The sequence below is a fragment of the Coleofasciculus sp. H7-1 genome (genome assembly GCF_057473865.1).
The window spans coordinates 1-21,367 of sequence record NZ_JBYCCT010000014.1 but is presented as its reverse complement, the minus strand read 5'-3'; the positions used below and the strand labels follow the sequence as shown (position 1 = coordinate 21,367).

General features: G+C 47.2%; 24 protein-coding genes and 1 pseudogene. 11 read left to right on the top strand and 14 right to left on the bottom strand.

All coding sequences use genetic code 11. The features are described 5' to 3' along the window. Window positions 1–305 precede the first annotated feature (305 nt). Both AC2VDX_RS03670 and hpsE read right to left on the bottom strand, forming a co-directional pair. Window positions 306–1,856 carry an alkaline phosphatase family protein gene (locus AC2VDX_RS03670; RefSeq protein WP_378175743.1) on the bottom strand — a complete coding sequence of 517 codons (1,551 nt, stop codon included), beginning with the start codon at window positions 1,854–1,856 and terminating at the stop codon, window positions 306–308. 10 nt (window positions 1,857–1,866) lie between these two features. Then, complete coding sequence (hpsE, locus tag AC2VDX_RS03665; RefSeq protein ID WP_378175740.1) at window positions 1,867–2,916, bottom strand: hormogonium polysaccharide biosynthesis glycosyltransferase HpsE; 1,050 nt, start codon at window positions 2,914–2,916, stop codon at window positions 1,867–1,869. A gap of 1,188 nt (window positions 2,917–4,104) precedes the next feature. Here hpsE and psb34 point away from each other — a divergent pair. The 6 genes from psb34 (at window position 4,105) to AC2VDX_RS03635 (ending at window position 7,116) form a co-directional block, all read left to right on the top strand. Continuing rightward, window positions 4,105–4,275 carry a photosystem II assembly protein Psb34 gene (psb34, locus tag AC2VDX_RS03660; RefSeq protein WP_378175737.1) on the top strand — a complete coding sequence of 57 codons (171 nt, stop codon included), beginning with the start codon at window positions 4,105–4,107 and terminating at the stop codon, window positions 4,273–4,275. A 133-nt stretch (window positions 4,276–4,408) separates the two neighbouring features. After that, window positions 4,409–4,645 carry a hypothetical protein gene (locus tag AC2VDX_RS03655; protein ID WP_378175734.1) on the top strand — a complete coding sequence of 79 codons (237 nt, stop codon included), beginning with the start codon at window positions 4,409–4,411 and terminating at the stop codon, window positions 4,643–4,645. A 163-nt stretch (window positions 4,646–4,808) separates the two neighbouring features. Beyond that, window positions 4,809–5,132 (top strand): 2Fe-2S iron-sulfur cluster-binding protein, encoded by a 324-nt coding sequence (locus AC2VDX_RS03650; RefSeq protein ID WP_378175731.1) that lies wholly within the window; start codon window positions 4,809–4,811, stop codon window positions 5,130–5,132. 100 nt (window positions 5,133–5,232) lie between these two features. Continuing rightward, complete coding sequence (locus tag AC2VDX_RS03645) at window positions 5,233–5,421, top strand: hypothetical protein (RefSeq protein ID WP_190439363.1); 189 nt, start codon at window positions 5,233–5,235, stop codon at window positions 5,419–5,421. Further along, the gene (locus AC2VDX_RS03640; RefSeq protein ID WP_378175728.1) at window positions 5,418–6,482 is read left to right on the top strand and encodes a DUF3326 domain-containing protein; all 1,065 of its coding nucleotides are present in this window, start codon (window positions 5,418–5,420) and stop codon (window positions 6,480–6,482) included. The genes AC2VDX_RS03645 and AC2VDX_RS03640 overlap by 4 nt, the downstream gene beginning before the upstream one ends. A 46-nt stretch (window positions 6,483–6,528) precedes the next feature. Then, window positions 6,529–7,116 carry a CPBP family intramembrane glutamic endopeptidase gene (locus AC2VDX_RS03635; protein ID WP_378175725.1) on the top strand — a complete coding sequence of 196 codons (588 nt, stop codon included), beginning with the start codon at window positions 6,529–6,531 and terminating at the stop codon, window positions 7,114–7,116. A gap of 180 nt (window positions 7,117–7,296) precedes the next feature. Here the strand turns inward: AC2VDX_RS03635 and purN are convergent, their stop codons facing one another. Then, complete coding sequence (gene purN, locus AC2VDX_RS03630; RefSeq protein ID WP_378175723.1) at window positions 7,297–7,953, bottom strand: phosphoribosylglycinamide formyltransferase; 657 nt, start codon at window positions 7,951–7,953, stop codon at window positions 7,297–7,299. 7 nt (window positions 7,954–7,960) lie between these two features. Continuing rightward, complete coding sequence (locus tag AC2VDX_RS03625) at window positions 7,961–8,722, bottom strand: type IV pilin-like G/H family protein (protein WP_378175720.1); 762 nt, start codon at window positions 8,720–8,722, stop codon at window positions 7,961–7,963. A 97-nt stretch (window positions 8,723–8,819) separates the two neighbouring features. On the opposite strand from AC2VDX_RS03625, the gene AC2VDX_RS03620 reads away from it, so the two are divergent. Beyond that, window positions 8,820–9,710, top strand: coding sequence for a carbohydrate ABC transporter permease (locus AC2VDX_RS03620; protein WP_378175717.1), 891 nt, complete (start codon window positions 8,820–8,822; stop codon window positions 9,708–9,710). Between the two features lie 228 nt (window positions 9,711–9,938). Here AC2VDX_RS03620 and AC2VDX_RS03615 read toward each other — a convergent pair whose 3' ends face one another. The 6 genes from AC2VDX_RS03615 to AC2VDX_RS03590 all read right to left on the bottom strand — a co-directional run bounded on the left by AC2VDX_RS03615 (window position 9,939) and on the right by AC2VDX_RS03590 (window position 14,804). Continuing rightward, complete coding sequence (locus AC2VDX_RS03615; protein ID WP_378175774.1) at window positions 9,939–10,850, bottom strand: hypothetical protein; 912 nt, start codon at window positions 10,848–10,850, stop codon at window positions 9,939–9,941. Window positions 10,851–10,854: 4 nt separating this feature from the next. Beyond that, window positions 10,855–11,391: a cupredoxin domain-containing protein gene (locus AC2VDX_RS03610; protein ID WP_378175714.1), complete on the bottom strand. Its 537-nt coding sequence runs from the start codon at window positions 11,389–11,391 to the stop codon at window positions 10,855–10,857. A gap of 21 nt (window positions 11,392–11,412) precedes the next feature. Further along, window positions 11,413–13,665, bottom strand: a complete 2,253-nt coding sequence (locus AC2VDX_RS03605; protein WP_378175709.1) for a heavy metal translocating P-type ATPase — start codon at window positions 13,663–13,665, stop codon at window positions 11,413–11,415. 474 nt (window positions 13,666–14,139) lie between these two features. Further along, window positions 14,140–14,376, bottom strand: a complete 237-nt coding sequence (locus AC2VDX_RS03600; RefSeq protein ID WP_378175706.1) for a hypothetical protein — start codon at window positions 14,374–14,376, stop codon at window positions 14,140–14,142. 27 nt (window positions 14,377–14,403) lie between these two features. Further along, window positions 14,404–14,574, bottom strand: a complete 171-nt coding sequence (locus AC2VDX_RS03595; RefSeq protein ID WP_378175703.1) for a hypothetical protein — start codon at window positions 14,572–14,574, stop codon at window positions 14,404–14,406. Window positions 14,575–14,609: 35 nt separating this feature from the next. Beyond that, window positions 14,610–14,804 carry a heavy-metal-associated domain-containing protein gene (locus tag AC2VDX_RS03590; RefSeq protein ID WP_378175701.1) on the bottom strand — a complete coding sequence of 65 codons (195 nt, stop codon included), beginning with the start codon at window positions 14,802–14,804 and terminating at the stop codon, window positions 14,610–14,612. Window positions 14,805–14,872: 68 nt separating this feature from the next. Here AC2VDX_RS03590 and AC2VDX_RS03585 point away from each other — a divergent pair, with 68 nt between their 5' ends. Next, on the top strand, window positions 14,873–15,739 hold the full coding sequence (locus AC2VDX_RS03585) for a branched-chain amino acid ABC transporter permease (RefSeq protein ID WP_378175698.1): 867 nt from the start codon (window positions 14,873–14,875) through the stop codon (window positions 15,737–15,739). A gap of 121 nt (window positions 15,740–15,860) precedes the next feature. Here AC2VDX_RS03585 and psaX read toward each other — a convergent pair whose 3' ends face one another. Together psaX and lipA are read right to left on the bottom strand one after the other, a co-directional pair. Beyond that, entirely contained in the window at window positions 15,861–16,004 is a 144-nt protein-coding gene (gene psaX, locus AC2VDX_RS03580) for a photosystem I protein PsaX (RefSeq protein WP_190411226.1), read from the bottom strand. A gap of 207 nt (window positions 16,005–16,211) precedes the next feature. Next, window positions 16,212–17,144 (bottom strand): lipoyl synthase, encoded by a 933-nt coding sequence (gene lipA, locus AC2VDX_RS03575; RefSeq protein ID WP_378175695.1) that lies wholly within the window; start codon window positions 17,142–17,144, stop codon window positions 16,212–16,214. A gap of 744 nt (window positions 17,145–17,888) precedes the next feature. On the opposite strand from lipA, the gene AC2VDX_RS03570 reads away from it, so the two are divergent. The 3 genes and pseudogenes from AC2VDX_RS03570 (at window position 17,889) to AC2VDX_RS03560 (ending at window position 19,702) form a co-directional block, all read left to right on the top strand. Then, window positions 17,889–18,503, top strand: a complete 615-nt coding sequence (locus tag AC2VDX_RS03570; protein WP_378175692.1) for a response regulator — start codon at window positions 17,889–17,891, stop codon at window positions 18,501–18,503. A gap of 146 nt (window positions 18,504–18,649) precedes the next feature. Next, a pseudogene (locus AC2VDX_RS03565) lies at window positions 18,650–18,988 on the top strand (response regulator); the annotation flags it as partial. A 141-nt stretch (window positions 18,989–19,129) separates the two neighbouring features. Next, on the top strand, window positions 19,130–19,702 hold the full coding sequence (locus AC2VDX_RS03560; RefSeq protein ID WP_378175771.1) for a response regulator: 573 nt from the start codon (window positions 19,130–19,132) through the stop codon (window positions 19,700–19,702). A 464-nt stretch (window positions 19,703–20,166) separates the two neighbouring features. Here the strand turns inward: AC2VDX_RS03560 and recR are convergent, their stop codons facing one another. Together recR and AC2VDX_RS03550 are read right to left on the bottom strand one after the other, a co-directional pair. Further along, window positions 20,167–20,778 (bottom strand): recombination mediator RecR, encoded by a 612-nt coding sequence (gene recR / locus AC2VDX_RS03555; protein ID WP_378175767.1) that lies wholly within the window; start codon window positions 20,776–20,778, stop codon window positions 20,167–20,169. Between the two features lie 143 nt (window positions 20,779–20,921). Then, window positions 20,922–21,367: photosynthetic reaction center family protein (locus tag AC2VDX_RS03550; RefSeq protein WP_486928099.1), on the bottom strand; the 446-nt coding region annotated here is incomplete at its 5' end.

Genomic DNA, 21,367 nt, shown 5'->3' with positions numbered 1-21,367 from the left:
AAGTTGAAATAATAGAATGCGTCCGAAAAATCTCGGACGCATTTTTTATAGTAATGAAAGACTTCTGTAATTTCTCGAATGTATTTTTTATAGAACTCACATCTTGCACCTGGCGGTTGCAACCGCTAGGTGCAAGATGTGAGATATAGCGACTTTAGAGCATCTGGCAATTTATTAATCAGCTGAACCTATGCTTAGTAGTTCCTCGCCCTTCAGCGATATTGCTACCGCCGCCACAAGCTGTAGCTGATGCTATCAATGCTAATACGAGCGCTGCTACTTGGCTCAGTAGCAGCGCTAAGCGGTTAAACAGAAGAAAGCGCGATCGCTTTTCCATCAACTTCAGGCAGAGGAACTTCCAGTAAAGAAGCGATTGTCGGAGCAAAATCCATGACGGAAATCGGTTGTTCTATCTTCCCTGGCTGAATCGATGGTCCGATGGCAAACATTATCCCTTCCGCTTTGTGATCGCCAGTGCGAACGCCTTGAAATTCCTTCTCTATCTTCCCAGTTTTAGGAGAATAAACACTAGATATAGGTGCCTCCCGATTCCACTCCACCATTAGATCGGGTAAATGGTCAAGATATTCTCCTTGATAGCACTCAGCTGTACGCAGAACCTTCTGAACTAAGGGTTTTCCGGTGTCAACATTGACTAAAGCCATCAGGTCTTGAGTCAATTCTTGGCAAAACGCCTCGTACTCAGCTCCCGGTCGAATTTTACCATTCGGTTCGCGACCCACCAGATTAACCCGAATCCCTCCATACACATCATTGTTGGGAAGCGTAAAACATTTACGACCCGCCGCATCAGGCTCCTGCAAAGCTTCACGCACTGGTTTGTCAATTTTCCAGAAGCGATTTCGTAAAGGTTGCCAAACGTATTTTCGGAGCGGTTTGAGGAAACCCTGAAGCACAGGAGTCTGTTCCCAAGACGAATTTAAAACCTTGGCAACCTGACGGCGCATGGTGGGTGGCTTGACCTTCTCAAGACGGCATAGGATCTCATCGAGCATGAACGTACCGTCGTAGTGAGGTCCCATCCCATGACTGGCAAGAACGAAAACTGTGGTTTCTGGATCTACCTGGTTCAACAGTCGTCCAATCGCGGCGTCAATAGCGATATAGACATCCTTTATGGGATTGCCAATTGCATTAACAATGGCTGGATTGTGTTTTGGGTGTGTTGGATCGTTGAGGTTCCAACATTGGTGACCAACACAGTGACTTTCCGCAAAGACAGTCATAAACAAATCCCATCCACCTTGCTCTAGAAAATAGCTGGAAAGTTCTGCTTTCTTTTCGGTTCTGGTTACTAAGTCGTCGCGAAATTTCTTGAGTCCATCAGCAGTACGTGTGACTCGGTTGCAGTAACCAATCGGGTCTCGACCAAACCGTGCCTCCACCTCTCCAGCCAAAGAACGGGGCCAAGTGTAGAGAGTATCGGGTAAGTCGGGGTCATGAGTTCCCCAATCAACGATTTGAATGCCATTTAGGTCAACGGACGGAGGAGTTCTGGGTACATCGAGAATTGCCACGCGGCGACCAGCTCGACTCAGAACATCCCAGAAAAGTTCGCCTTTGAGGTCAAATACACTATAGCTCGTAGTTCGGTAAGTTCCTGGAGCCAGTTGACTGAAGGAGTAGCAGCCGTGTCGAGCGGGTGAAATCCCTGTAGCAAAAGATGGCCAAATGGCTCCCACGTAAAGACCGACGGGGTTTGTAGTGATTCCCCAAGCACCCTTCTCCAAGAGAGATTGAAAAGTAGGAAGTAGACCCGCTTTGGCCCATTGAAGAATCAAATCCTTATCCGCAGCATCAATCCCGATGAAGAGAATCTTGCTTTTAGTAGTCATGGCAGGTTCCTCACTTAAGATTGGTATAGTATTCAAATATGTTAGTCTTTAAAGCTTTTTTAGTTGCTAAAATTTGACAATATAGTTCAGCTAAATTAATAAAAATATAATAAAAAGAACTCAGGAAACTACTCCAAAAAAACTGCATTTCACAAGCGGCAATTAAATCAGTTTTAACTTGTCCTCGATACTTAATCAGATGCCGAACCATTCTGAGCGTGCTTCCTAGCAAAATTTTAGAAAAGATAATTGGCTTGTTCCAATCTTCTACATTCAGCATCCGAAGATAACAAATACACAAGCTAGAGCCACAAATGAGAGATAGTAAATAATCTTTTTCTAGTCGGTACTGGGGGATTTGATGATAAGTATGCATAGCTGGGTTATACCAAATTTCCCAGCCTGCACGATATATATACAATAACGCCTCATAATCTTCCCCTCCCAGCATCGATCCATTCACTCTCCCACTCAGTCTCAAGCGGCTTGGAACGTTCTGACACCAAGCTTTTCGGCGCACGACTAATGCAGCGCCTGGAGGAAGACTCAAATTATCCGGATCGTACAAATGAGGTGTTTCTCCCCGCTCCCTAATTGCCAAAAAAGATTGTATTCTTTGAAAATTTTCAGGCGGATTGACTTCAAAATCTCCGTGAACTTGCCCCCCGTATGCACCTGCTTTTGGATGCGATTGACCAAATGAATAGGCAGCAGAAATCCAATCAGCATCAGGTAAGTTATCATCATCTATAAAACCTACGAATTTACCTCTAGCTTCTCTAATTGCTCTGGCTCTAGCAGCAGCTAATCCTTGCCGCCTTTCAAAACAATATCTAAGGGGAATATTAGACAGCCAGTTTGCTTGATAATCTCTAATAATTTCTGCGGTGTTGTCATTGCTGTTATTATCGACAACAATTATTTCCCAACGAATTTGTTCTGAATTAACTTGCAAACGCAAGCTTTCCAAAACTTTTGGCAAACGACTTGCACCATTGTAAGTTGGAATAGCAACGGTAAAATCTAAAGTCATGTTTGATCTAAATATAGGATTTTTCATCGAAAAAAAAATGATGAAGCTATGCCGCAGTTATCTTCTTTCCCTCAGAAACAATGACCTAATTTTAAATTTTGTTTTGATATTTAAAATGAGATAGCGATTTTTACAGATCCCTAACTATAGAAACTACCGCGCCAAAGCTTATGGTAATGCCAGCAGCCATAACTGCCTGGTTATAAAAAAGGCTTTCAGTCTTTTTTATAAATTCCGAATATCTTCTCAGTAGGTCTATTCACGAAATGTTTTTAGAGATTGTGCCAATATTAAGCAACTATGTTTTTATTTACAAGATTTTTTCAATAATTTCACTAAATCTTTATAAATTAGTTAGTTTTACTTTATTCCTACTTTAATCTCCTCGGAGTTTTACAGAACATTATTCCAAAAATACAACCTCTACTCTGACCGATAGGTACAAATAGAGTACTTTTCACTTGCGTTCAAATTCGCCGTAGGTTAGCAGCGTTAGCGCTAACGTGAAACTTTGCTAACTCGCAGGCTAAAGCGCTTTAGCCTGCGCGGTTCATCTAAAAAAGATAGAGACGCTTGCCTAAAAGCGTCTCTACATCACAAATAAAATAGGACTGCTATATAGCGATGAAACACTTAGGCGACAGGTAGAGCAATTACAGTTCAGGACTCGCCGCACATCACCACATCTGAGGGCAACCACAGGGGGATTGCCCCTACAAAACGCTATATGTATAAGCTTTGCGTAATTCCTGAGTTTCTGCTGATTGAAGTTAATAGGCAACAGGCGCAATATCCACCACTAGACTTAAAAGCGATCGCGCGATCGCTTTGCAGAAGGAAGCGAAAGAAGCAGGCACCTGGATATAGGGGTGCGAATCATAGGCTTTGGTTAAGCTTGAAACGTTAAGGGTGCGCTTGTCGTACCCTTAACAGGAGCAGCACTTATGCAACATCACCATATCTGCCACCGCAACCACAGGGGGATTGAACCCGAAAAAACGCTATATGTATAAGCTTTGCGTAAGTGCTGTTCAACTTAAAAAATCCTATACGCCTGAGCCGACTTCGGCGCATTTTTGTTTGAACCCTTCGTATCGTTAAGCAGCCTCTATCGCTGCTCAAAGGAGAACTCATAGCAAAAAGTCTTGAGAACGTTGCATATTTTTTACAATCTGTTACATTAATTAATATAGAGTTACAAAAAAACCAGCAACCATGAGATACACCACCGACGAACGAGGCATCCTCAACAACTATGCAGCTGAGCCTGCGGTGTATGTTGCCGAATCCCCTTCACCAGAGCAGCAGCGTCGCTACGCTTTTCAAGGCGTAGTCGCCATTTTGTTTGTCACCCTGCTGGTTCTGACTGCATTGGGTGTCAGCTAAACCTTAACAATGACAGGACTTACGCAACATCACCACATAGTAAGGGCAACCACAGGGGGATTGAACCCGAAAAAACGCTATATGTATAAGCTTGGGTTTCAGACACTTATTTCAGACATTTAGGAGTTCGGTTATGAAGAGTGACTTTGACTTTGATGCCCGCTATCAGTTTGCGCCGACTGTGTTTAATACTGATTTCAACAACTTTGCGCCCATCAGTGCTAATCAAGCTTGGTCGCTGTTCTTTCCCGCTGGTCGTAACGATGCGGCGCTGGGAGATAATCCTGAAGTAGGACGACTCTTCAACAACATCTTGAGTGCTGTTGTCTTCACAGTAATTGTTGGAGCCTTTACTTTCTACTCGTTTTAAGACAAAGACAACGTGAAAATTTCTTCAACCCCAGCTTTGCACGAGCTGGGGTTTCTCATTTCCAGGCATTGTCGTTTGACCGGGGTGAGTAGCTAATTGATTCATGGAACAATAGAGAAAGTTTAGTTTCTGTGGGAAGCATTCCCTCTAGCCATTGCTGCTCATGTCCAAGACACATAAAGTTGAAATTTACCACCAAGGCAACACTCATACCCTTGAAGTGCCAGAGGATAAAGCGATCCTTCAGGCTGCCTATGCCGCTGGGTTAGACTTACCCAGTTCTTGCAATGCGGGAGTTTGTACTACCTGTGCGGCTAAGATCCTAGAAGGCAAGGTGGATCAGACTGATGGCATGGGCGTCAGTCCAGAGCTTCAGGCACAAGGCTATGTATTGCTCTGCGTCGCTTATCCCCGCTCCGATTTGAAGATTGAGAGTGGGAAAGAAGACGAACTGTACGAGTTGCAATTTGGGCAGTTCCAGAAGTAGCCTCTGATAGTGATACCGACCTTGTAAACTCGCAACTACACAAAACTTAGCCTGACGAGAGCAGGCTGGCATTTCAATATTCCGTACTAGAACCACTAAGATGACGACGCACTTTATTACCGCAGAAATTGACCTTCAGGAATCGCCAGTGCAGCTGCACTCCGCCATTGAGGCAGAATTGGAAAAACGGGGGGAACCCTTGCGCTGGGCGATCGCTTCTGTAGATGTCGAGCAGCAGAAAGCCCATGTTGAGGCAATCGTCACAGTGGCATCTGATTCAGCTCAGTGAATCGGCGTCCTTACACGGTTGTATTAATTGTCCCGACTGGGGTTGGGGCAGCAGTTGGGGGATATGCGGGGGATGCGCTGCCAGTGGCAAGAGCGATCGCGCAAATCTCCGACATCCTGATTACCCACCCCAATGTTCTCAACGGTGCCCAGTTGTACTGGAATTTGCCCAACGCTTTCTACGTGGAAGGCTACGGACTTGACAAATTTGCATCTGGGTGCTGGGGACTGCGACCCGTGCATCAGAACCGGGTCGGTTTAATTCTCGATCGGGGGATTGAACCCGAACTGCGGCTGCGGCATCTCCAGGCAGCAGATGCCACTAGAGCCACGCTGGGATTGAATCTCACAGATTATGTGGTGACAGACGCCCCGCTAGGGGTGGAACTGAGAACGTCAGCATCGGGAGCCAGTTGGGGGACGATTGGAAATCCTCATAGTTTATTACGGGCAGCAGAGGTACTGATTACCAAGGCGAGGGCAGAAGCGATCGCCGTCGTTGCCCGTTTCCCCGATGATATCGAAACCGAGGCGCTGGAAAGTTACCGACACGGGCAGGGAGTTGATCCCCTTGCCGGTGCTGAAGCCGTGATTAGTCACCTGATCGTGCGAACCTTTCAAATCCCCTGTGCCCACGCCCCGGCTCTTTTACCGCTACCCCTCGATCCGCACCTGTCTCCCCGCTCAGCTGCCGAGGAATTAGGCTATACTTTTTTACCCTGCGTTCTGGTTGGTCTGAGTCGCGCCCCCCAGTTTATTGTAGAAACGCACGGCGGTGCGACCTTACCTGGAGATGTGTGGGCAGATCGAGTCGATGCCGTCGTCGTACCCGCAACCGCTTGTGGCGGCAGTGCGATACTGAGTTTAAGTCAGACGCGATCGCAGATTATTGCCGTCGAAGAAAATAAAACTCAAATGCAAGTTCCTCCAGAACAGCTGGGAATTAAAGCATTGCGGGTAAACTCATATTTAGAAGCACTTGGTGTCTTGGTAGCCCATCGAGCTGGTATTAGTCCCGGTGCCCTTAGTCCAACCCTGTCTTCGCTAGTCAGAATTCAGTAAGGCGGACAATCCTCTACTTTCATCCTTCATCCTTCATCCTTCCGAAGTGGCAAAACAGCTTCCTACCGATCCAGAAATCGAATCCTTGACGCGCACCCAAATTTTAATTGCGATGGGGGTGACAGCTATTTTGTTGCTCGTCATCGCCAAGCTGTCGCTACATTTCGGCTCGTTTTCCGTCATGCCCGTGCGCCCGACCCTAGAAGCGTCACTTTTGGGCGTAGGAATTGGGCTAGGAATTACGGGCGCTAGCAGCGTCATCTATCGCCTATGGCCTGCCTATCAGCGCAGCGCCGACTACTACCTGGAATTAGTGTTAAAACCCTTATTGTGGCCCGATTTTATCTGGTTGGGACTCTTGCCGGGTTTAAGTGAAGAATTGCTGTTTCGGGGTGTAATGCTGCCAGCAGTAGGATTAAACTGGGTTGGGCTAATCGGATCGAGTTTTTGCTTTGGCATCCTACACCTGAGTGGCCCTCAACAATGGTCTTACGCAGTGTGGGCAACCATTGTGGGATTGCTGCTGGGATATAGTGCCTTGGAGACTGGTAATTTGCTAGTGCCAATTGTGGCTCACATTACGACGAATTTAATATCCAGCTGCCTTTGGAAGCTGGATATCAAAAAATTATGAATTTTGGGAATCGGGAATGGATCGTTGAGAAAGACAAAAGAAACTGTAAGGAATTCTTGGTGATATAGCAATCCTTGCAGCAGTTGTAAAATTCTCTCTTCTCTCTTCTCTGCGCCCTCTGCGCCCTCTGCGGTTCGTCTTGTCATAAATCAAATAGGAATTCTATACCTTTTATCTTAATTAATGCGATCGCGCTGCTGCCAAAGCGATCGCCTGCGGTAATATCTTGTGTTCCTGAACTTGAATCCGGGCGTGTAGCGTTTCTAAAGTATCGTCAGGCAGAATCGGGACAGCCGCTTGTAGTAATATTTTGCCGCTATCAACTTCTACGTTTACCAGGTGAACGGTACAGCCAGTTATTTTTACACCTGCATTCAGGGCTTGTTCAACCGCTCGAATTCCCTTAAAACTCGGTAACAAACTGGGGTGAATGTTAATCATTCGATCCGGGAAGGCATCCACTAAAACCTGAGTGACAACGCGCATCCAACCTGCCATAATTACCCATTCCACCTGATACTGCTGCAAGGTTTCCACAATTTCTCGATCTAACGCTTCGCGGCTGTTAAAGTCTCGGTGATTCAGCAAAACAGTGGGGACACCCCAGCCTTCGGCGCGGGTAGCGGCTTTTGCACCCGGATTATTGTAAATCAGAACTTTTATTTCGGCATTGAGTTGCTGATGCGCGATCGCTTGACTCACCGCCTCAAAATTACTGCCGTTTCCCGACGCCATCACACCTAATTTCAAAGGAGGGCGATCGCTCAAAAGACTGGGAGAAACGATTGGTGAAATTAAGCTATGTGTGGAGTCAGGTGGTGCTGAATTGCTAATCATGCAGTCTTTAACGTTGTAGTAAATGAGAACCAACAGGACACTTAAATTCCCCGGTGGTATCCTTGGGAGGCGTCGGTATTGCTGGCGGCGTGGATGAGGGTTTATCGGTTTCGCAAATTGCCGTCCTTGTAATGTTTTCACCGTTAGTTGTGACAACAAATACAGCACCCGTGTAGCTATTAAGTTCGGGGCGCTTGGCTTTGGCAGTATGCATCACCCTCTGAGTGCCATTACCTTGAGGCACAATTTGGTAATTATAACTCTCTGTCTCTGGCTTAATCCCAATACCTAACTGCTCGATTGTTGTACTAAATTTCTTATTTTCCAAGTAATAAGCTTGTTGGGCACGGTTCATCGCACCGATGTATGTCTTCCCTTCAGATTGTTTTGCCTTGGTTGCTTGATTGTTAAATGCTTCCTGAATATCAACAATTTTAGTATTGGGAGGTAAAGTAGGTGAGTCAGAAAGCTTTTGAACCGGGATTTCATAAGCAACCGGAGGTTCAGAAGATGTTTCAGGGGGGAGGAGAAATAATTTACCTTCTGGCGTCAATACAAATTTCACCGCCTGACTGGATGATGGATTGTTGACTTGCCATTGTCCCACCCATCGATCTACCCCTGAATTGTCTTTAGCAGCGCTGGGAGAGGAAGAATCTGAAGGTGTATTGGTTGCATTACATCCATAGATAGCTAGTAACCCAAGCAATCCGCTAAGCATTCGGAAACCAGGGTGTTGGCTGCGTTGCTTGAATACGGTTATGTTCACGTTATCAGTTGCTAACAGGAGATTAACAGGATCTTACCAGTGCCGCCAGGTAGAATAACGCTACGACGCTAACATTCAAGTGTAAGCCAATCGCTCCATGAAAAATACGCACTCTTCTCGTAGGCAGCTATTAGATAATGATGCGATCGCTGCCTGGATTTTTCTGACTCCCGCCTTAATTCTGCTGGGAATTTTTCTCCTGTGGCCTATCGCTTATTTGTTTTACCTTAGTTTTACCACGGGTAGCTTTACCGCTGCTGGTGTCCGCTTGGTGGGATTGAGAAACTACTGGCGTCTCATGCTTAGTCCTGACTTTTGGCAGGTTCTCGGTAACACCGCTTATTTCACCATTGCCACGGTGATTCCTAGTTTAGTAATTCCCTTGGGTTTAGCAGTGCTATTAAATCGTGCCTTTGCCCTGCGAGGAATCCTGCGAACTGCCTATTTTATCCCCTCAATTGTTAGTCTCGTGGCAGCGGGTTTGGGGTTTCGCTGGTTGTTTCAAACCGAAGGGCCAATCAACGCATTTCTAAATTTTATCGGAATTGAATCGATTTCCTGGCTATCTAGCACGTTTTGGGCGATGCCAGTGCTGATTTTGTTAAGCATTTGGAAGCAACTGGGTTTCAATATGGTGGTGTTTTTGGCAGGTTTGCAGGCAATTCCCTCCAGTCGCTATGAAGCGGCAGAACTAGATGGTGCCAATTCCTGGCAGCAATTTTGGTACATTACCTTACCAGGATTAAGCCCTACTCTAATCTTTGCCACCGTCACTACGGCTATTTTTACCCTGCGGAGTTTTGAGCAAGTTTATGTCATTACCGGCGGCGGGCCGTTGAACTCGACTAATTTGCTGGTTTATTATATCTACGACCAAGCGTTTGCCCAATTTGATTTTGGTTATGCAGCAGCGGCGGCAACTGTGTTGCTGGCGGTAACGTTGGTGTTAGTTTATCTACAGCTAAGAACGTGGGGGGAAGATGCTTAGGAATTGTGTTTATCATCTATATCAAGTTAGCCATTTTCTATGAGGTAAGCTTGTCTAAGTTTGATGAGCAAGGCTATAGCAATCTAAGGTGAAATTCCAGAAGTGTTGTTTTTAACGAACCGCCGAGGACGCCGAGGACGCAGAGGGAAGAGAAGAAGAGAGAAAGAAGGGTGTCACAAGTGGAATTAGGATTGCTATAGATATGCTCAATGAGATGAATCCATTCTGTTAGAGAACTTGTACCCAGAAATCAGTGGTAATAATCTTACCGTTGCGGTTAAACTGACCCCAGAGTTTATATTTTCCTGGTTCGGGAAACTGGGTATGGAAAAGTACCTGACCGTCAGGAGTATCTTTCATTGCATGGGCGTGAATGTAATCTGCGGCTGTTAAGGTTGGTGACTGTCGTAGAATGACTAGATGACCTTTTTCTCCTAAGTAGGGTTGCAAGTCTTTGACGGGTTGAGTGTTAGAAGCGTCTCGCAGATCAAACGTCAATGTGACTGGTTTTCCTACTTTGAGGGTTGGTTCAGAAAGTACGAGATTCACTTTTGTGTTTCCGAAAGTCTTGAACCGATTTAGATCGACTGCTGGCGCAGCTGAAATTTTACCAGTAACCTGTGTTTTTACCGCCGAGACTTGTTCCTTTTGACCCGCTGGTTTGTAGTCACTCAAAAGAGTGTAATTACCCGGTTGGGGAAAACTTGCTTCGACTTCAAAACGCCCATTCTCCTTGTAGGTGGGATGAAGATGGCTGAAAAAGTGGAGATCGTCACTGACAACAATCAAGTGCATCAGTTTTTCTTGAAAAGTGTCAAACTTAGCGATCGCTTTCCCGGATTTGTCTTGAATATCAATCGCTAAAGAAACGGCTTTGTTTGGGGTAATCGTTCCTTGAATCGTCAGCTTTGCTTGTGCTGCCTCAGTTTCAGGCATCGATTCGTGCCCCATGTGATGCCCCCCATGAGGCTCGGTGCCAGCCGTATGATGCCCCGTATGGGCGTTATTCGTGGTGTTTGTAGGGGTCGCTTGCATCATCTCTCCATCCTTCATTTTCATCGTATGAGTAACTGCACTTGTAGCGATCGCGCTTCCTGCCAATAAACCAACAAAAACCAAAAACATTGACTGATTTTTCATCATTTCACTCCTCTTGATTTGCTGTAACGGCTGCTTTTACTTCCAGCACCCCTCTAGCCATATTCATTCCACAGGTAAAGGGATATTCGCCTGGTGTTTTTGGCGTAAATTCTACAGATGTCATCCGATTCAAATCCAAATCTTGAGCAATGTGAAAATCCGGTAAAATGATTTTTTCCAGACAACTACTGGGATCTTTTCGGAAAAAATTGAGCCGCACAGGTTGCCCTGCTTTCACCACTACTCGATTTGGTTCATAACCGCCATCTACTTGGATGGTAAGTTCCTGAATCCCTTGATTTGTTGTAGCTTGTTGAGCTTGAGTTTGACTCAGCAGAAACCACCAAAGTTCTAAGCCAATTAAAGCTAATCCGCCTAAAGTAATGCCTAGTTTTAGCTCAAAAGGTTGCTCAATTTGACGGAATTGATTTGTCGGCATCGGTGCGTCGGCTGAAGTGGCTTTTGCTGGTGCTACTGAGAAAACAGAGAGCAAGACCCACAAACCGATAAAATTATTCCAAACCTTTTTTCGAGTTACCATATTTCCTCCTACCCTATGCGGTTAGAAATTGACTCGCGGCTGAAAGTTCCGCAAGCGCAAAGCGTTAGTAACGACAGAAACCGAACTGAATGCCATCGCTGCACCCGCAATCATCGGGTTCAGTAACCAACCGAAAATTGGGAATAAAATACCAGCAGCAATCGGAATTCCAGCGACGTTGTAAATAAAGGCAAAGAAGAGATTTTGGCGAATATTCTGCATCGTGGCGCGACTTAATTGAATCGCAGTCACAATGCCTTGCAAGTCGCCAGAAATGAGGGTGATATCGCTAGCAGCGATCGCTACATCGGTTCCGGTGCCAATCGCTATCCCCACGTCGGCTTGTGCCAGCGCTGGGGCGTCGTTGATGCCATCGCCCACCATTGCTACCACTTTGCCTTCGGCTTGCAGTTCCTGAACTTTAGCGGCTTTTTGGTCGGGACGGACTTCCGCAAACACTCGCGTGATGCCAACTTCTTGCGCGATCGCGTCTGCTGTTTTGCGATTATCCCCCGTTAGCATCACCACTTCTAAACCCATCCGGCGTAGCGATCGCACAACGCCTGCTGAAGAGGGTTTGAGGGCATCGGCAATGCCAATCAATCCCTGCATTTCTCCATCTACAGCAATCCAGACGGCAGTTTTCCCGGCAGATTCCCAAGCAACTTTTTGTCCTTGCAAAGGTAGCGTTTCAATTCCTAATTCATCCATCCAACGCTGAGTGCCGATTTGCACCCGTCGGTCTGATACAATCCCTTGAACGCCACTACCCGCGATCGCTTCAAAATTTTTCGCCTCTGGTAATGGAAACTGCACTTCCTGAGATTGGGCATACCTAACAACCGCTTCAGCCAAGGGATGTTCGGAATTGCGTTCAACTGCTGCTGCTAACCTTAATAGTGTTATCTCATTGCTGTGGACAGTTCCCACCATCGTTATGTAGTCGGTAACAGTGGGTTTTCCCTGCGTCAAAGTACCCGTTTTATCCAACACAATCGTTTGAATTTTATGCGCCACTTCCAGACTGTCAGCACCTTTAATTAAGATGCCGTTTTCCGCACCTTTTCCGGTTCCCACCATCACAGAAGTCGGCGTGGCTAAACCCAAAGCACAGGGACAAGCAATAATTAGCACTCCCACCATTGTCATCAGGGCCATTGTTAGATTGCCCATCACGTCGAACCAGATAATGAAAGTAGCGATCGCAATGGCAATGACCACTGGCACAAACCACCCCGTTATTTGATCCGCCAATCGCTGAATTGGGGCTTTGGCACCTTGCGCTTGTTGCACCAGTCGGACAATTTGAGCCAAGACTGTATCCCGTCCAACTCTGGTCGCCTGAAACTGAAAACTGCCAGTTTTATTAATCGTCGCCCCAATAACTTCATCCCCCGGCTGTTTCTTCACTGGCAAGCTTTCACCCGTCACCATCGCTTCATCGACAGTAGACGTGCCTTCTACCACTTCCCCATCCACGGGGATTTGTTCGCCAGGACGCACTAAAACCACATCGCCAACTTGAACGGCTTCAACAGGAACATCGATTTCCTGTCCATTGCGGATCAAACGCGCCGTTTTCGCTTGCAAACCCATCAATTTGCGAATCGCCTCCGACGTTTGCCCTTTGGCACGATTTTCTAAAAACCGTCCTAGCAAAATTAAAGTAATCACAACCGCCGCTGTTTCGTAATAAACATCTGTAATTCCCCCCAAGAATCCTGGGAATACAGTCACAAACAGCGAGTACAAATACGCCGCACCTGTACCCAGCGCAATCAGCGTATTCATATCAGCCGCGTGACGCTTCAAGGCTTTCCAAGCACCTGTGAAAAAGGATTGACCGCACCAAAATAAAACTGGCGTTGTCAACACTAGCTGCACCCAAGAATTATGCAACCATGCCGGAATCAAGGGGATGTGCAATCCAGTCATTGCCGGAATTGACCCCGCCACCAGCACAATACTGATAGCGGCGCTGAATAGCACTTTCCGCACTAACTCTTGCCGTTCTTGGCGGCGAGTGGATGCCTCGGTATCATCTTCTTTGCTTCCTAATTCTCGAACTGGCGCGGCTGCATATCCGGCGTCGGTGACAGCCTGCTGAATTTCCTCTAAACTGGTTTGCTGAGGCTCGTACTTGACAGTCGCCTGTTCCATGCCGAAGTTAACGTTACACTCAACGACGCCTGAAACATTGCGAATCGCTTTTTCTATCGCACCGGCGCAAGCCGCACAACTCATACCTTGTAACTTAAGAGAATGTGTTTCCATAACTTTCTCTAGCTCAATGATTTTAGGTTAATCTCTCTAGTTGACTGGAGAGTCAAGGGGGTAGAGAAAAAATCTTGTGTGCCATATTAGTTCTGAAAAGAGCGATCGCGTGAGAGCATATGCAGAGATAATTCCGCTCCTCGCCACCCCCATCCGTTTAGAATAAGGCACCAATGAATCGTGACAAGCTAATTGCAGAATTAAACAGGACTTACGCAAAGCTTATACATATAGCGTTTTGTAGGGGCAATCCCTTGTGGTTGCCCCCAGATGTGGTGATGTTGCGTAAGTCCTGATTAAAGCTTTGCATAGAGCCATTGTTACGCTGGCTGGGAATGTAGAGCGATCGCTCCCAACGGCACCTTAGTTCACATCCACCAGAAAAACAATGTGTTCGTGAAAGCGAGATCAAGAGTGCAACTCTTACGAAGTCGGGGATCTGAAGGGCTGGCTCACCACTTAAATAGAATTGCCTTATTCGTAGCTATTTGTTGAAATCCGCTTTTCTTCGATAAACTTCAGCCAAAAAGCCGCAGTTATGCCCCAAATGGCATTAAAAAATAATACAAACACTGGGGTTAAAACTCCCAGCTTTAACCCCAGCAAGCCCTGATTCGCTTTCACTGGAAATACAATCAGTAATTGCGCCAGTGTCGGCGCAAGACTATAGACAATTCCCCGCAACCAATAGGGGTAGCGCCGAAACGGCAAGACAAATAAAAATCCCCATAAACCACCTCAAACGATGCGAGGATACAGCCAATCTGGGGTCAAATCCGGCGCAATTTTGACCCCCAAGGCAGCAGTAATGCCCAGAACTCCAAATAGCCAGACGGCGAGGCTATTTGCCAGTCCTCCCAAAGCGCCAGCGGCGAAGACGAGCGTTAATTTTCTGCTCAACTGCTGCATCCAATTTTCCCCTAACCTTTGCGATAATCTTATCGCTAGGCGACGGGATATCCAGCGTTAGCGATCGCTTCCCTGACTTTTTCTGCTGGCTGTTCTGTTTCCACTTGAACGAGCTTGGTTTTGGGATCAGCCTCTACCTTCGCGGTGGGATCGAGGCTTGCAACTGCCTTGGAAATCGTGTCTACACAGGCAGAACAAGCCATGCTGGGAACTTTCAGTTGTAGTGTCATAGTGTAAATTCAGGATTATTGTTTCGATCGCTATTATAAAATCTCCAGTCAACTGGAGAGTCAAGGGAATGGACATACAAACTGCTCAACTAATTGTGAATGGCATCGCCGTGGGTTGCATCATTGCGCTGGCGGCAATCGGTCTAACGCTGACTTATGGAATTTTGCGCCTTTCCAACTTTGCTCATGGCGATTTTATGACCTTGGGCGCGTATCTTACCTGGTTAGCGAATACCAGTGGAGTGAATATTTGGCTGTCAATGATTCTGGGCGCGGGGGGAACGGTGGCGGCGATGCTACTGAGCGAACAGCTGCTCTGGAAACCAATGCGCGATCGCCGTGCCTCCCCAACCACCCTGATCATCATCTCGATTGGACTTGCCTTGTTTCTCCGCAATGGCATCATTTTCATTTGGGGAGGGGGCAACCAGCGCTACAATTTGCCCATTGCCTCCGCCCTCAACATCCTGGGAGTTAACGTAGCTTATTACCGGATCGTTGTCATGGTTTTAGCCGTCCTGGCAATGTTGGGGCTGCACTTCCTGTTGCAGAACACCAAAATCGGCAAGGCAATGAGAGCGGTTGCGGATGATATCGATCTGGCTCGCGTCTCAGGCATTAACGTTGAGCGCGTGGTGATTTGGACTTGGCTAATTACCGGCGTTTTTACGTCCCTGGGAGGAGCCATGTACGGGCTGATTACGGGCATACGCCCCAACATGGGCTGGTTTTTGATTTTGCCGATGTTTGCGTCGGTGATTCTCGGCGGTATTGGCAACCCCTACGGCGCGATCGCTGGTGCGTTGGTAATTGGTATCGCCCAAGAAGTTAGCGTCCCCTTCCTGGGGTCTGAATACAAGCAGGGTGTTGCCCTCTTGATTATGGTCTTAATTCTGCTTGTCCGCCCTCAAGGCTTGTTCAAGGGCACCCTTTAAAAGGATGAAGGATGAAGGATGAAGGATAAATCAAGACGCAATCCATCCTTCTGCCTTCTGCCTTCATCGTTGCTATTAGCCCTAACCTCAAAACTGTAGATTCAGTTTTCTTAGGGATGGATTACGGGTTGATGATGTGGAAATAAATCGCTGCAACCAGGAAGTTACCAGCTAAGAGGATCAGCGAAACGATAGTGCGAAAAGGATAGGGAGGCTTACTCGTTTGGGTAAGAGAACCTTTGGGTTTCTTGGCTTGTGCAGTCATAAGCATACGCTCCTAATTTGGGACTTTATCAAGAAATACCAAAGAGCTGTCACAATTAGCACGGCTCGATAGAAATATTTTCATTTACCGCAGTCTTCCTGAAAGGAGCGTAGACGTGCATGGGCGCTTTACCCATGCACGATGGATAGAAAATTTCTTTTCTCCTCCCCAGCTCCTCTGTGCCTCTGCTACCCGGCTCTGTTGCCTTCAAGCACTCTCTCCCGCGTGGTACGAACTGCGGACGAGGGGACCGGAACGGACGTGAGCGAAGCCCATTTTCCGGGCGATCGCTCCCAGATGCTCAAATTCTTCTGGCGTCCAGTATTTTTGTACTGGCAGATGTTCTAGAGAAGGGCGCATATACTGACCGAGGGTGATGCGATCGCATCCAGCATTCCGCAAATCCGCCATCGCCTCAATCACTTCGGCTTCAGTTTCTCCGTGTCCCAGCATCAAGCCGGATTTCGTGGCAATTGTGGAGTCAAGTTCTTTCACAATCCGGAGAACGTCAAGCGATCGCTCATACTGCGCCCCCCGTCGCACCCGTCCTTGCAGCCGTCCCACCGTCTCAATATTGTGGTTATAACAAACGGGTTTCGCCTTCACCACCATCTCAATCCGCTGGCGTTGTTTCTGCTGTGCATCCTTACCCCCCCAAAAATCTGGCGTCAACACCTCAATCAGAGTTTCCGGGTTCAGCTGTCTTACCGCTGCCATCGTCGCCGCAAACCAACCCGCCCCCCCATCCGGCAAATCATCTCTCGCCACCGAAGTCAGCACCACGTAGCGCAAAGAAAGCAACTGCACCGCCTGGGCCACCTTTTGCGGTTCTTCCGGATCTAAAGGCATCGGTGCGTGCCCTTTATCCACTTGACAAAAAGCACAGGCGCGGGTACAAATTTGCCCCATCAGCAGAAACGTTGCTGTCTTCTGGGCATAGCACTCTCCCCGGTTCGGACAGCGCCCCTCTTCGCAAATCGTATGAATTTGCCGCTGCTTAATAATTCGCTGCACCGTCGAGATGTCGCTGGCTTTCCCGATAGGGCGTCGCAACCAAGGCGGTAGCGCCTCAATTTCTGACCTCCACGCTTGTACATCAGGCTGAATTTGTCGAGCATTCGTTTCGGTAGGCAAATTCATGTTTTTGTCTGGGCTACCAGAATGAGCATCCGTATAATACAGAACTTACGCAGCCGACGTACCCGTATCAAGGGCTTACAACAATTTCTATAGCAATTCTCTATTGGATGCAGTATGGTTTAACCCCACCCCTGCCCCTCCCCGTGAACTGGGTTCAATATTCCCCCCTCTCCGTTCACAAAGAGGGGTTGGGGGTGAGGTTCCGAGTGTATATTGCACTCAACTGAGAACCGCTACAAAGCCTGCTTTAGTCCGGCTTTGTCTGTATAGCCGGTACGGGCACAACACAAAAAAAGCCCCTAGGGTCGTTGGGCAATGAGTCAGTCCTATGATACAAATCTTAAAGCATTCGACTCTAACTCTGATTCTGCCTTAGTTTTTTTCCCTTTCCGGTCAGACCGGATTAATCTAGAATTAGGCACGCTGCTGGCTTTTTGGCTTTATGTTTATGTATGTCAAGACGATCGAAGAGTGAGGAGATCGGGCAAGCAATTGTGTTGCTGCACGCCACGCACTCATGATAATCCCCATTACGGCGCTAGCCTTGGTTTACCGTAATCGGTTATAGAAATCATAGTTCTGTAGCGCAGACACACTTGTACTACACATTGCAAATTATCCTGATTGGTATGAACGCGAGACAGTTTTCTGCTAGCCGCTCATCTTGCTGAAATTAGCGACAAGGCAACAGTCGGCTCAAATCAACTTTAGTTTTTCTTTAAATTACCCCCTAAGGAGTCAGTCGTGGCAGGTCACAAAATTCTGGTGATTGATGACAGTCGAGTGATCAGAAATACAGTACGAGATATGTTACCACCGGGTAACTTTGAAATTTTAGAAGCAAAAGACGGTCTGGAAGGCATGAATCTGATCTACCAGTCACACCCGAACTTGATTATGTTAGATTTTCTCTTGCCCAAAATGAGCGGGTGGGAGGTGTTTCAACAGATTCAAAGTAAGCCCGAACTTCAGTCAATTCCTCTAGTTTTAATGTCTGGTCGGAAAGAAGAGGTGACTGAGAAAATCTCAGAACCTTTTGAACATTTTGAATTCATATCCAAGCCCTTTGATCAGAAGCAACTGATTGCCGCTATCAAGGCAGCGATGGCAAAGTCAAGAAACCGCCCGGTGGTAGTACCGCCAACACCGCAGCCGGTCGCCAAGGATACAGTCCCACCAGACTCAGGGGTTGCTTCAGCAGACATTCAGCAGTTGAATGCCAAGATTGCCAAAATGCAAGCTGAGATTGACGCCTTGAAGAAACAGCTGGCTCCAATGGCAGCGATGCCTGGTGAGGTTGAGGGGTTGAAGAAACAGCTAGCTCAAATTGTGACATTTATTAAACAAAAGCTGAAGTAATCGCTAGCATTTATAGAATACATCTCACCCGTTAGATCCTGTCCCCATTCAATCTTCCGACTCAGATGACTGGTAATTGGGGCGTTCTTTCGGTTGAGTTTCTTGTTTCATGAAATGCCCTCAGTCACCACTCCTAGGAGTTAGTTATGCCAAGTAACAAGATCCTGGTTATCGATGACAGCAGCACCAGTCGGAGCCTAGTCCGAAAGCTATTGCCCCAGAACAATTTTGAAGTTCTGGAAGCAAAAAACTCTCAAGAAGGACTGAATTTAATCCGAAAAGAACGCCCAAATTTGATCGTGCTGGATTTCCTGTCATCTCAACCCAGTAGCTGGGAATTCTTTCAACAAATTCAAGTCTCTCCGGAACTCCAGACGATTCCTTTAGTGGTGACATCAGGGCGTAAAGAAGAAGTTACACAGAAAATTCCGGAACCGTTTGAGTATTTTGAATTTGTTGCCAAGCCGCTGGAGCAGAAGACGCTGATTCAGGCGATGAAATCAGCAATGGCTAAGGCGAAACTGCCCCGGCGGCAAGCTGCCGCGCCTGCTGCCCAAAAAGCAGCACCAGCCGGTAAAGGAACCCCAACGACTCCCGCCGCTCAGAAAGCGGGAGCAACTCAAAAAATCTTGATCGTTGATGATGCTAAAGTGATTCGGGCTTCATTGTCAGAAATGTTGCCTCCGGGCAACTTTCAAGTTTTAGAAGCAAAAGATGGCGAAGAGGGACTCAATCTCATCCGCCAAGAGCGTCCGAATGTAATTATTTTGGATTGGATTCTGCCTCGCATGAGCGGTTGGGAAGTCTTTGGGCAACTTCAAGCTTCACCCGAACTCCAGATGATTCCCTTAGTGGTCATCTCTGGGCGAAAAGCAGAGGTGATGGAGAAACTCTCAGAACCGTTTGAGTATTTTGAATTTCTAGAAAAGCCTTTCAATGAGAAGCACTTAAATCAGGCAATCCAGTCGGCAATAGCTAAAGCCAAACTGCCACGCCCACAAGCCGGAACACCTTCTGCTCAGACAGCCGCAGTTGTTGCTGACTCGACAGCTGCATCTGCTGAAATTAAAGCATTAAATGAAAAAATGGCGGCAATGCAGGCTGAAATTAAGGGATTGAAGGAACAAGTTGCTGAAATTCCGGCATTGAAAAAACAATTGGCTCAGATTATGGCTTTCGTCAAGCAGAAGTTGAGCTAGAATCCCTATTTAATTGACTTGAATACCCAGATTATCTACTGGCTGCTAATGATTCATTGCTAATAGCGTTATTACGATTAGCAATGAGTATCAGAGTGCTGATTAATTTTAAAAAAGGGGTAAGGATTAGTCAGTATCAATATCCTGAATCACTCTCCCTATGGGAGCATCTCAAGGAAAGTAAAAACATCAATTGCAGTCAGTAATCTTACCCCAAGCTTCCCCTCTTAACGGCTACGGTGTACACACAAGTGACTCCTGTGTGCAAGGGAGCGCTCCCAGACAAGAGCAAGAACAGCCCCTTCCCTAGGAGGGAAGGTGAGCCATATTCAAAGCTCCTCTGGGCGTCGGAGAGGGGTTTGGGGAGAGGTCTGCCGACTTGTGTGGACACCGTAGCTCTTAACGGGGAAGGAGGTAATTCTACTTTTCCCGGTTAAGAAGGGAATTGAAGGGGTTTTACTTGCCTAATCCAACTCTCTGCGCCCTTCTAAGGCTCGTGCTAGCGTCACCTCATCGGCATACTCTAAATCGCCGCCCATCGGTAAACCAAAGGCAATCCGCGTCACCTTGGTAAACGGCTTCAGCAATTGACCGACGTACAAGGTCGTTGTCTCACCCTCCACACTGGGACTAATTGCCAAAATCACTTCTTTAATTTTTTGCTGACTGACTCGCCGCACCAGCGGTTGAATATTCAGTTGGTCGGGGCCAATTCCATCCATCGGCGAAATGATGCCTCCCAAGACGTGATACTTGCCGCTATACTCGCGGGTTTTTTCTAGCGCAATCACATCACGGGAATCTTCCACCACACAGAGAGTGCTGTTGTCGCGGTTGGAGTTGCGGCAAATATCGCAGACAGGTTCAGCTGAGAGGTGAAAGCACACCTGACATAAACCGACTTGCTTTTTTGCCTCAACTAAAGCTTGAGCTAGTGCTTCTACTTCTTCGGGCGATCGCTTAATAATATGCAATGCCAGACGTTGAGCAGTTTTCGGGCCAACTCCCGGCAAACGTTGCAGTTGCTCGATGAGACGAGCTAAGGGCCGTGTGTAAACCGTTGTCCTATCTCCAATCTGTATGCTTCCATATTTATCGTAAACCGCCGATAGATTGGATGATACAATCTGGCTCTATCTGCGGTTCCCAATAAAAAAGCGCCCCCTTGCGGAAGGCGCTTTTGATTCAGTAGAGACGCGATATTTCGTGTCTCTAGCAATTAACCATTAATGCTTGGAGCAACTAGAGCAACTGGAGTCGACTCACCTGCTGCCAAATCCAGGGGGAAGTTGTGAGCATTGCGCTCGTGCATCACTTCCATACCCAGGTTGGCGCGGTTGATCACGTCTGCCCAAGTGTTGATCACCCGACCTTGGCTGTCAATCACTGACTGGTTGAAGTTAAAACCATTCAGGTTGAATGCCATCGTGCTGATCCCTAACGAGGTGAACCAGATGCCGATGACGGGCCATGCACCCAACAAGAAGTGCAAGGAACGGCTGTTGTTGAAGGAAGCATATTGGAAGATCAACCGACCGAAGTAGCCGTGGGCGGCAACGATGTTGTAGGTTTCTTCTTCTTGACCGAATTTGTAACCGTAGTTCTGTGATTCGGTTTCGGTGGTTTCACGCACCAAGGAGGATGTTACCAAGGAACCGTGCATGG

Excerpts from the sequence above, each read along its gene's own strand:
- AC2VDX_RS03670 (WP_378175743.1), bottom strand. The coding sequence starts at position 1,856 with ATGACTACTAAAAGCAAGATTCTCTTCATCGGGATTGATGCTGCGGAT.
- hpsE (WP_378175740.1), bottom strand. The coding sequence starts at position 2,916 with ATGAAAAATCCTATATTTAGATCAAACATGACTTTAGATTTTACCGTT.
- psb34 (WP_378175737.1), top strand. The coding sequence starts at position 4,105 with ATGAGATACACCACCGACGAACGAGGCATCCTCAACAACTATGCAGCT.
- AC2VDX_RS03655 (WP_378175734.1), top strand. The coding sequence starts at position 4,409 with ATGAAGAGTGACTTTGACTTTGATGCCCGCTATCAGTTTGCGCCGACT.
- AC2VDX_RS03650 (WP_378175731.1), top strand. The coding sequence starts at position 4,809 with ATGTCCAAGACACATAAAGTTGAAATTTACCACCAAGGCAACACTCAT.
- AC2VDX_RS03645 (WP_190439363.1), top strand. The coding sequence starts at position 5,233 with ATGACGACGCACTTTATTACCGCAGAAATTGACCTTCAGGAATCGCCA.
- purN (WP_378175723.1), bottom strand. The coding sequence starts at position 7,953 with ATGATTAGCAATTCAGCACCACCTGACTCCACACATAGCTTAATTTCA.
- AC2VDX_RS03620 (WP_378175717.1), top strand. The coding sequence starts at position 8,820 with ATGAAAAATACGCACTCTTCTCGTAGGCAGCTATTAGATAATGATGCG.
- AC2VDX_RS03615 (WP_378175774.1), bottom strand. The coding sequence starts at position 10,850 with ATGAAAAATCAGTCAATGTTTTTGGTTTTTGTTGGTTTATTGGCAGGA.
- AC2VDX_RS03610 (WP_378175714.1), bottom strand. The coding sequence starts at position 11,391 with ATGGTAACTCGAAAAAAGGTTTGGAATAATTTTATCGGTTTGTGGGTC.
- AC2VDX_RS03605 (WP_378175709.1), bottom strand. The coding sequence starts at position 13,665 with ATGGAAACACATTCTCTTAAGTTACAAGGTATGAGTTGTGCGGCTTGC.
- AC2VDX_RS03595 (WP_378175703.1), bottom strand. The coding sequence starts at position 14,574 with ATGCAGCAGTTGAGCAGAAAATTAACGCTCGTCTTCGCCGCTGGCGCT.
- AC2VDX_RS03590 (WP_378175701.1), bottom strand. The coding sequence starts at position 14,804 with ATGACACTACAACTGAAAGTTCCCAGCATGGCTTGTTCTGCCTGTGTA.
- AC2VDX_RS03585 (WP_378175698.1), top strand. The coding sequence starts at position 14,873 with ATGGACATACAAACTGCTCAACTAATTGTGAATGGCATCGCCGTGGGT.
- psaX (WP_190411226.1), bottom strand. The coding sequence starts at position 16,004 with ATGACTGCACAAGCCAAGAAACCCAAAGGTTCTCTTACCCAAACGAGT.
- lipA (WP_378175695.1), bottom strand. The coding sequence starts at position 17,144 with ATGAATTTGCCTACCGAAACGAATGCTCGACAAATTCAGCCTGATGTA.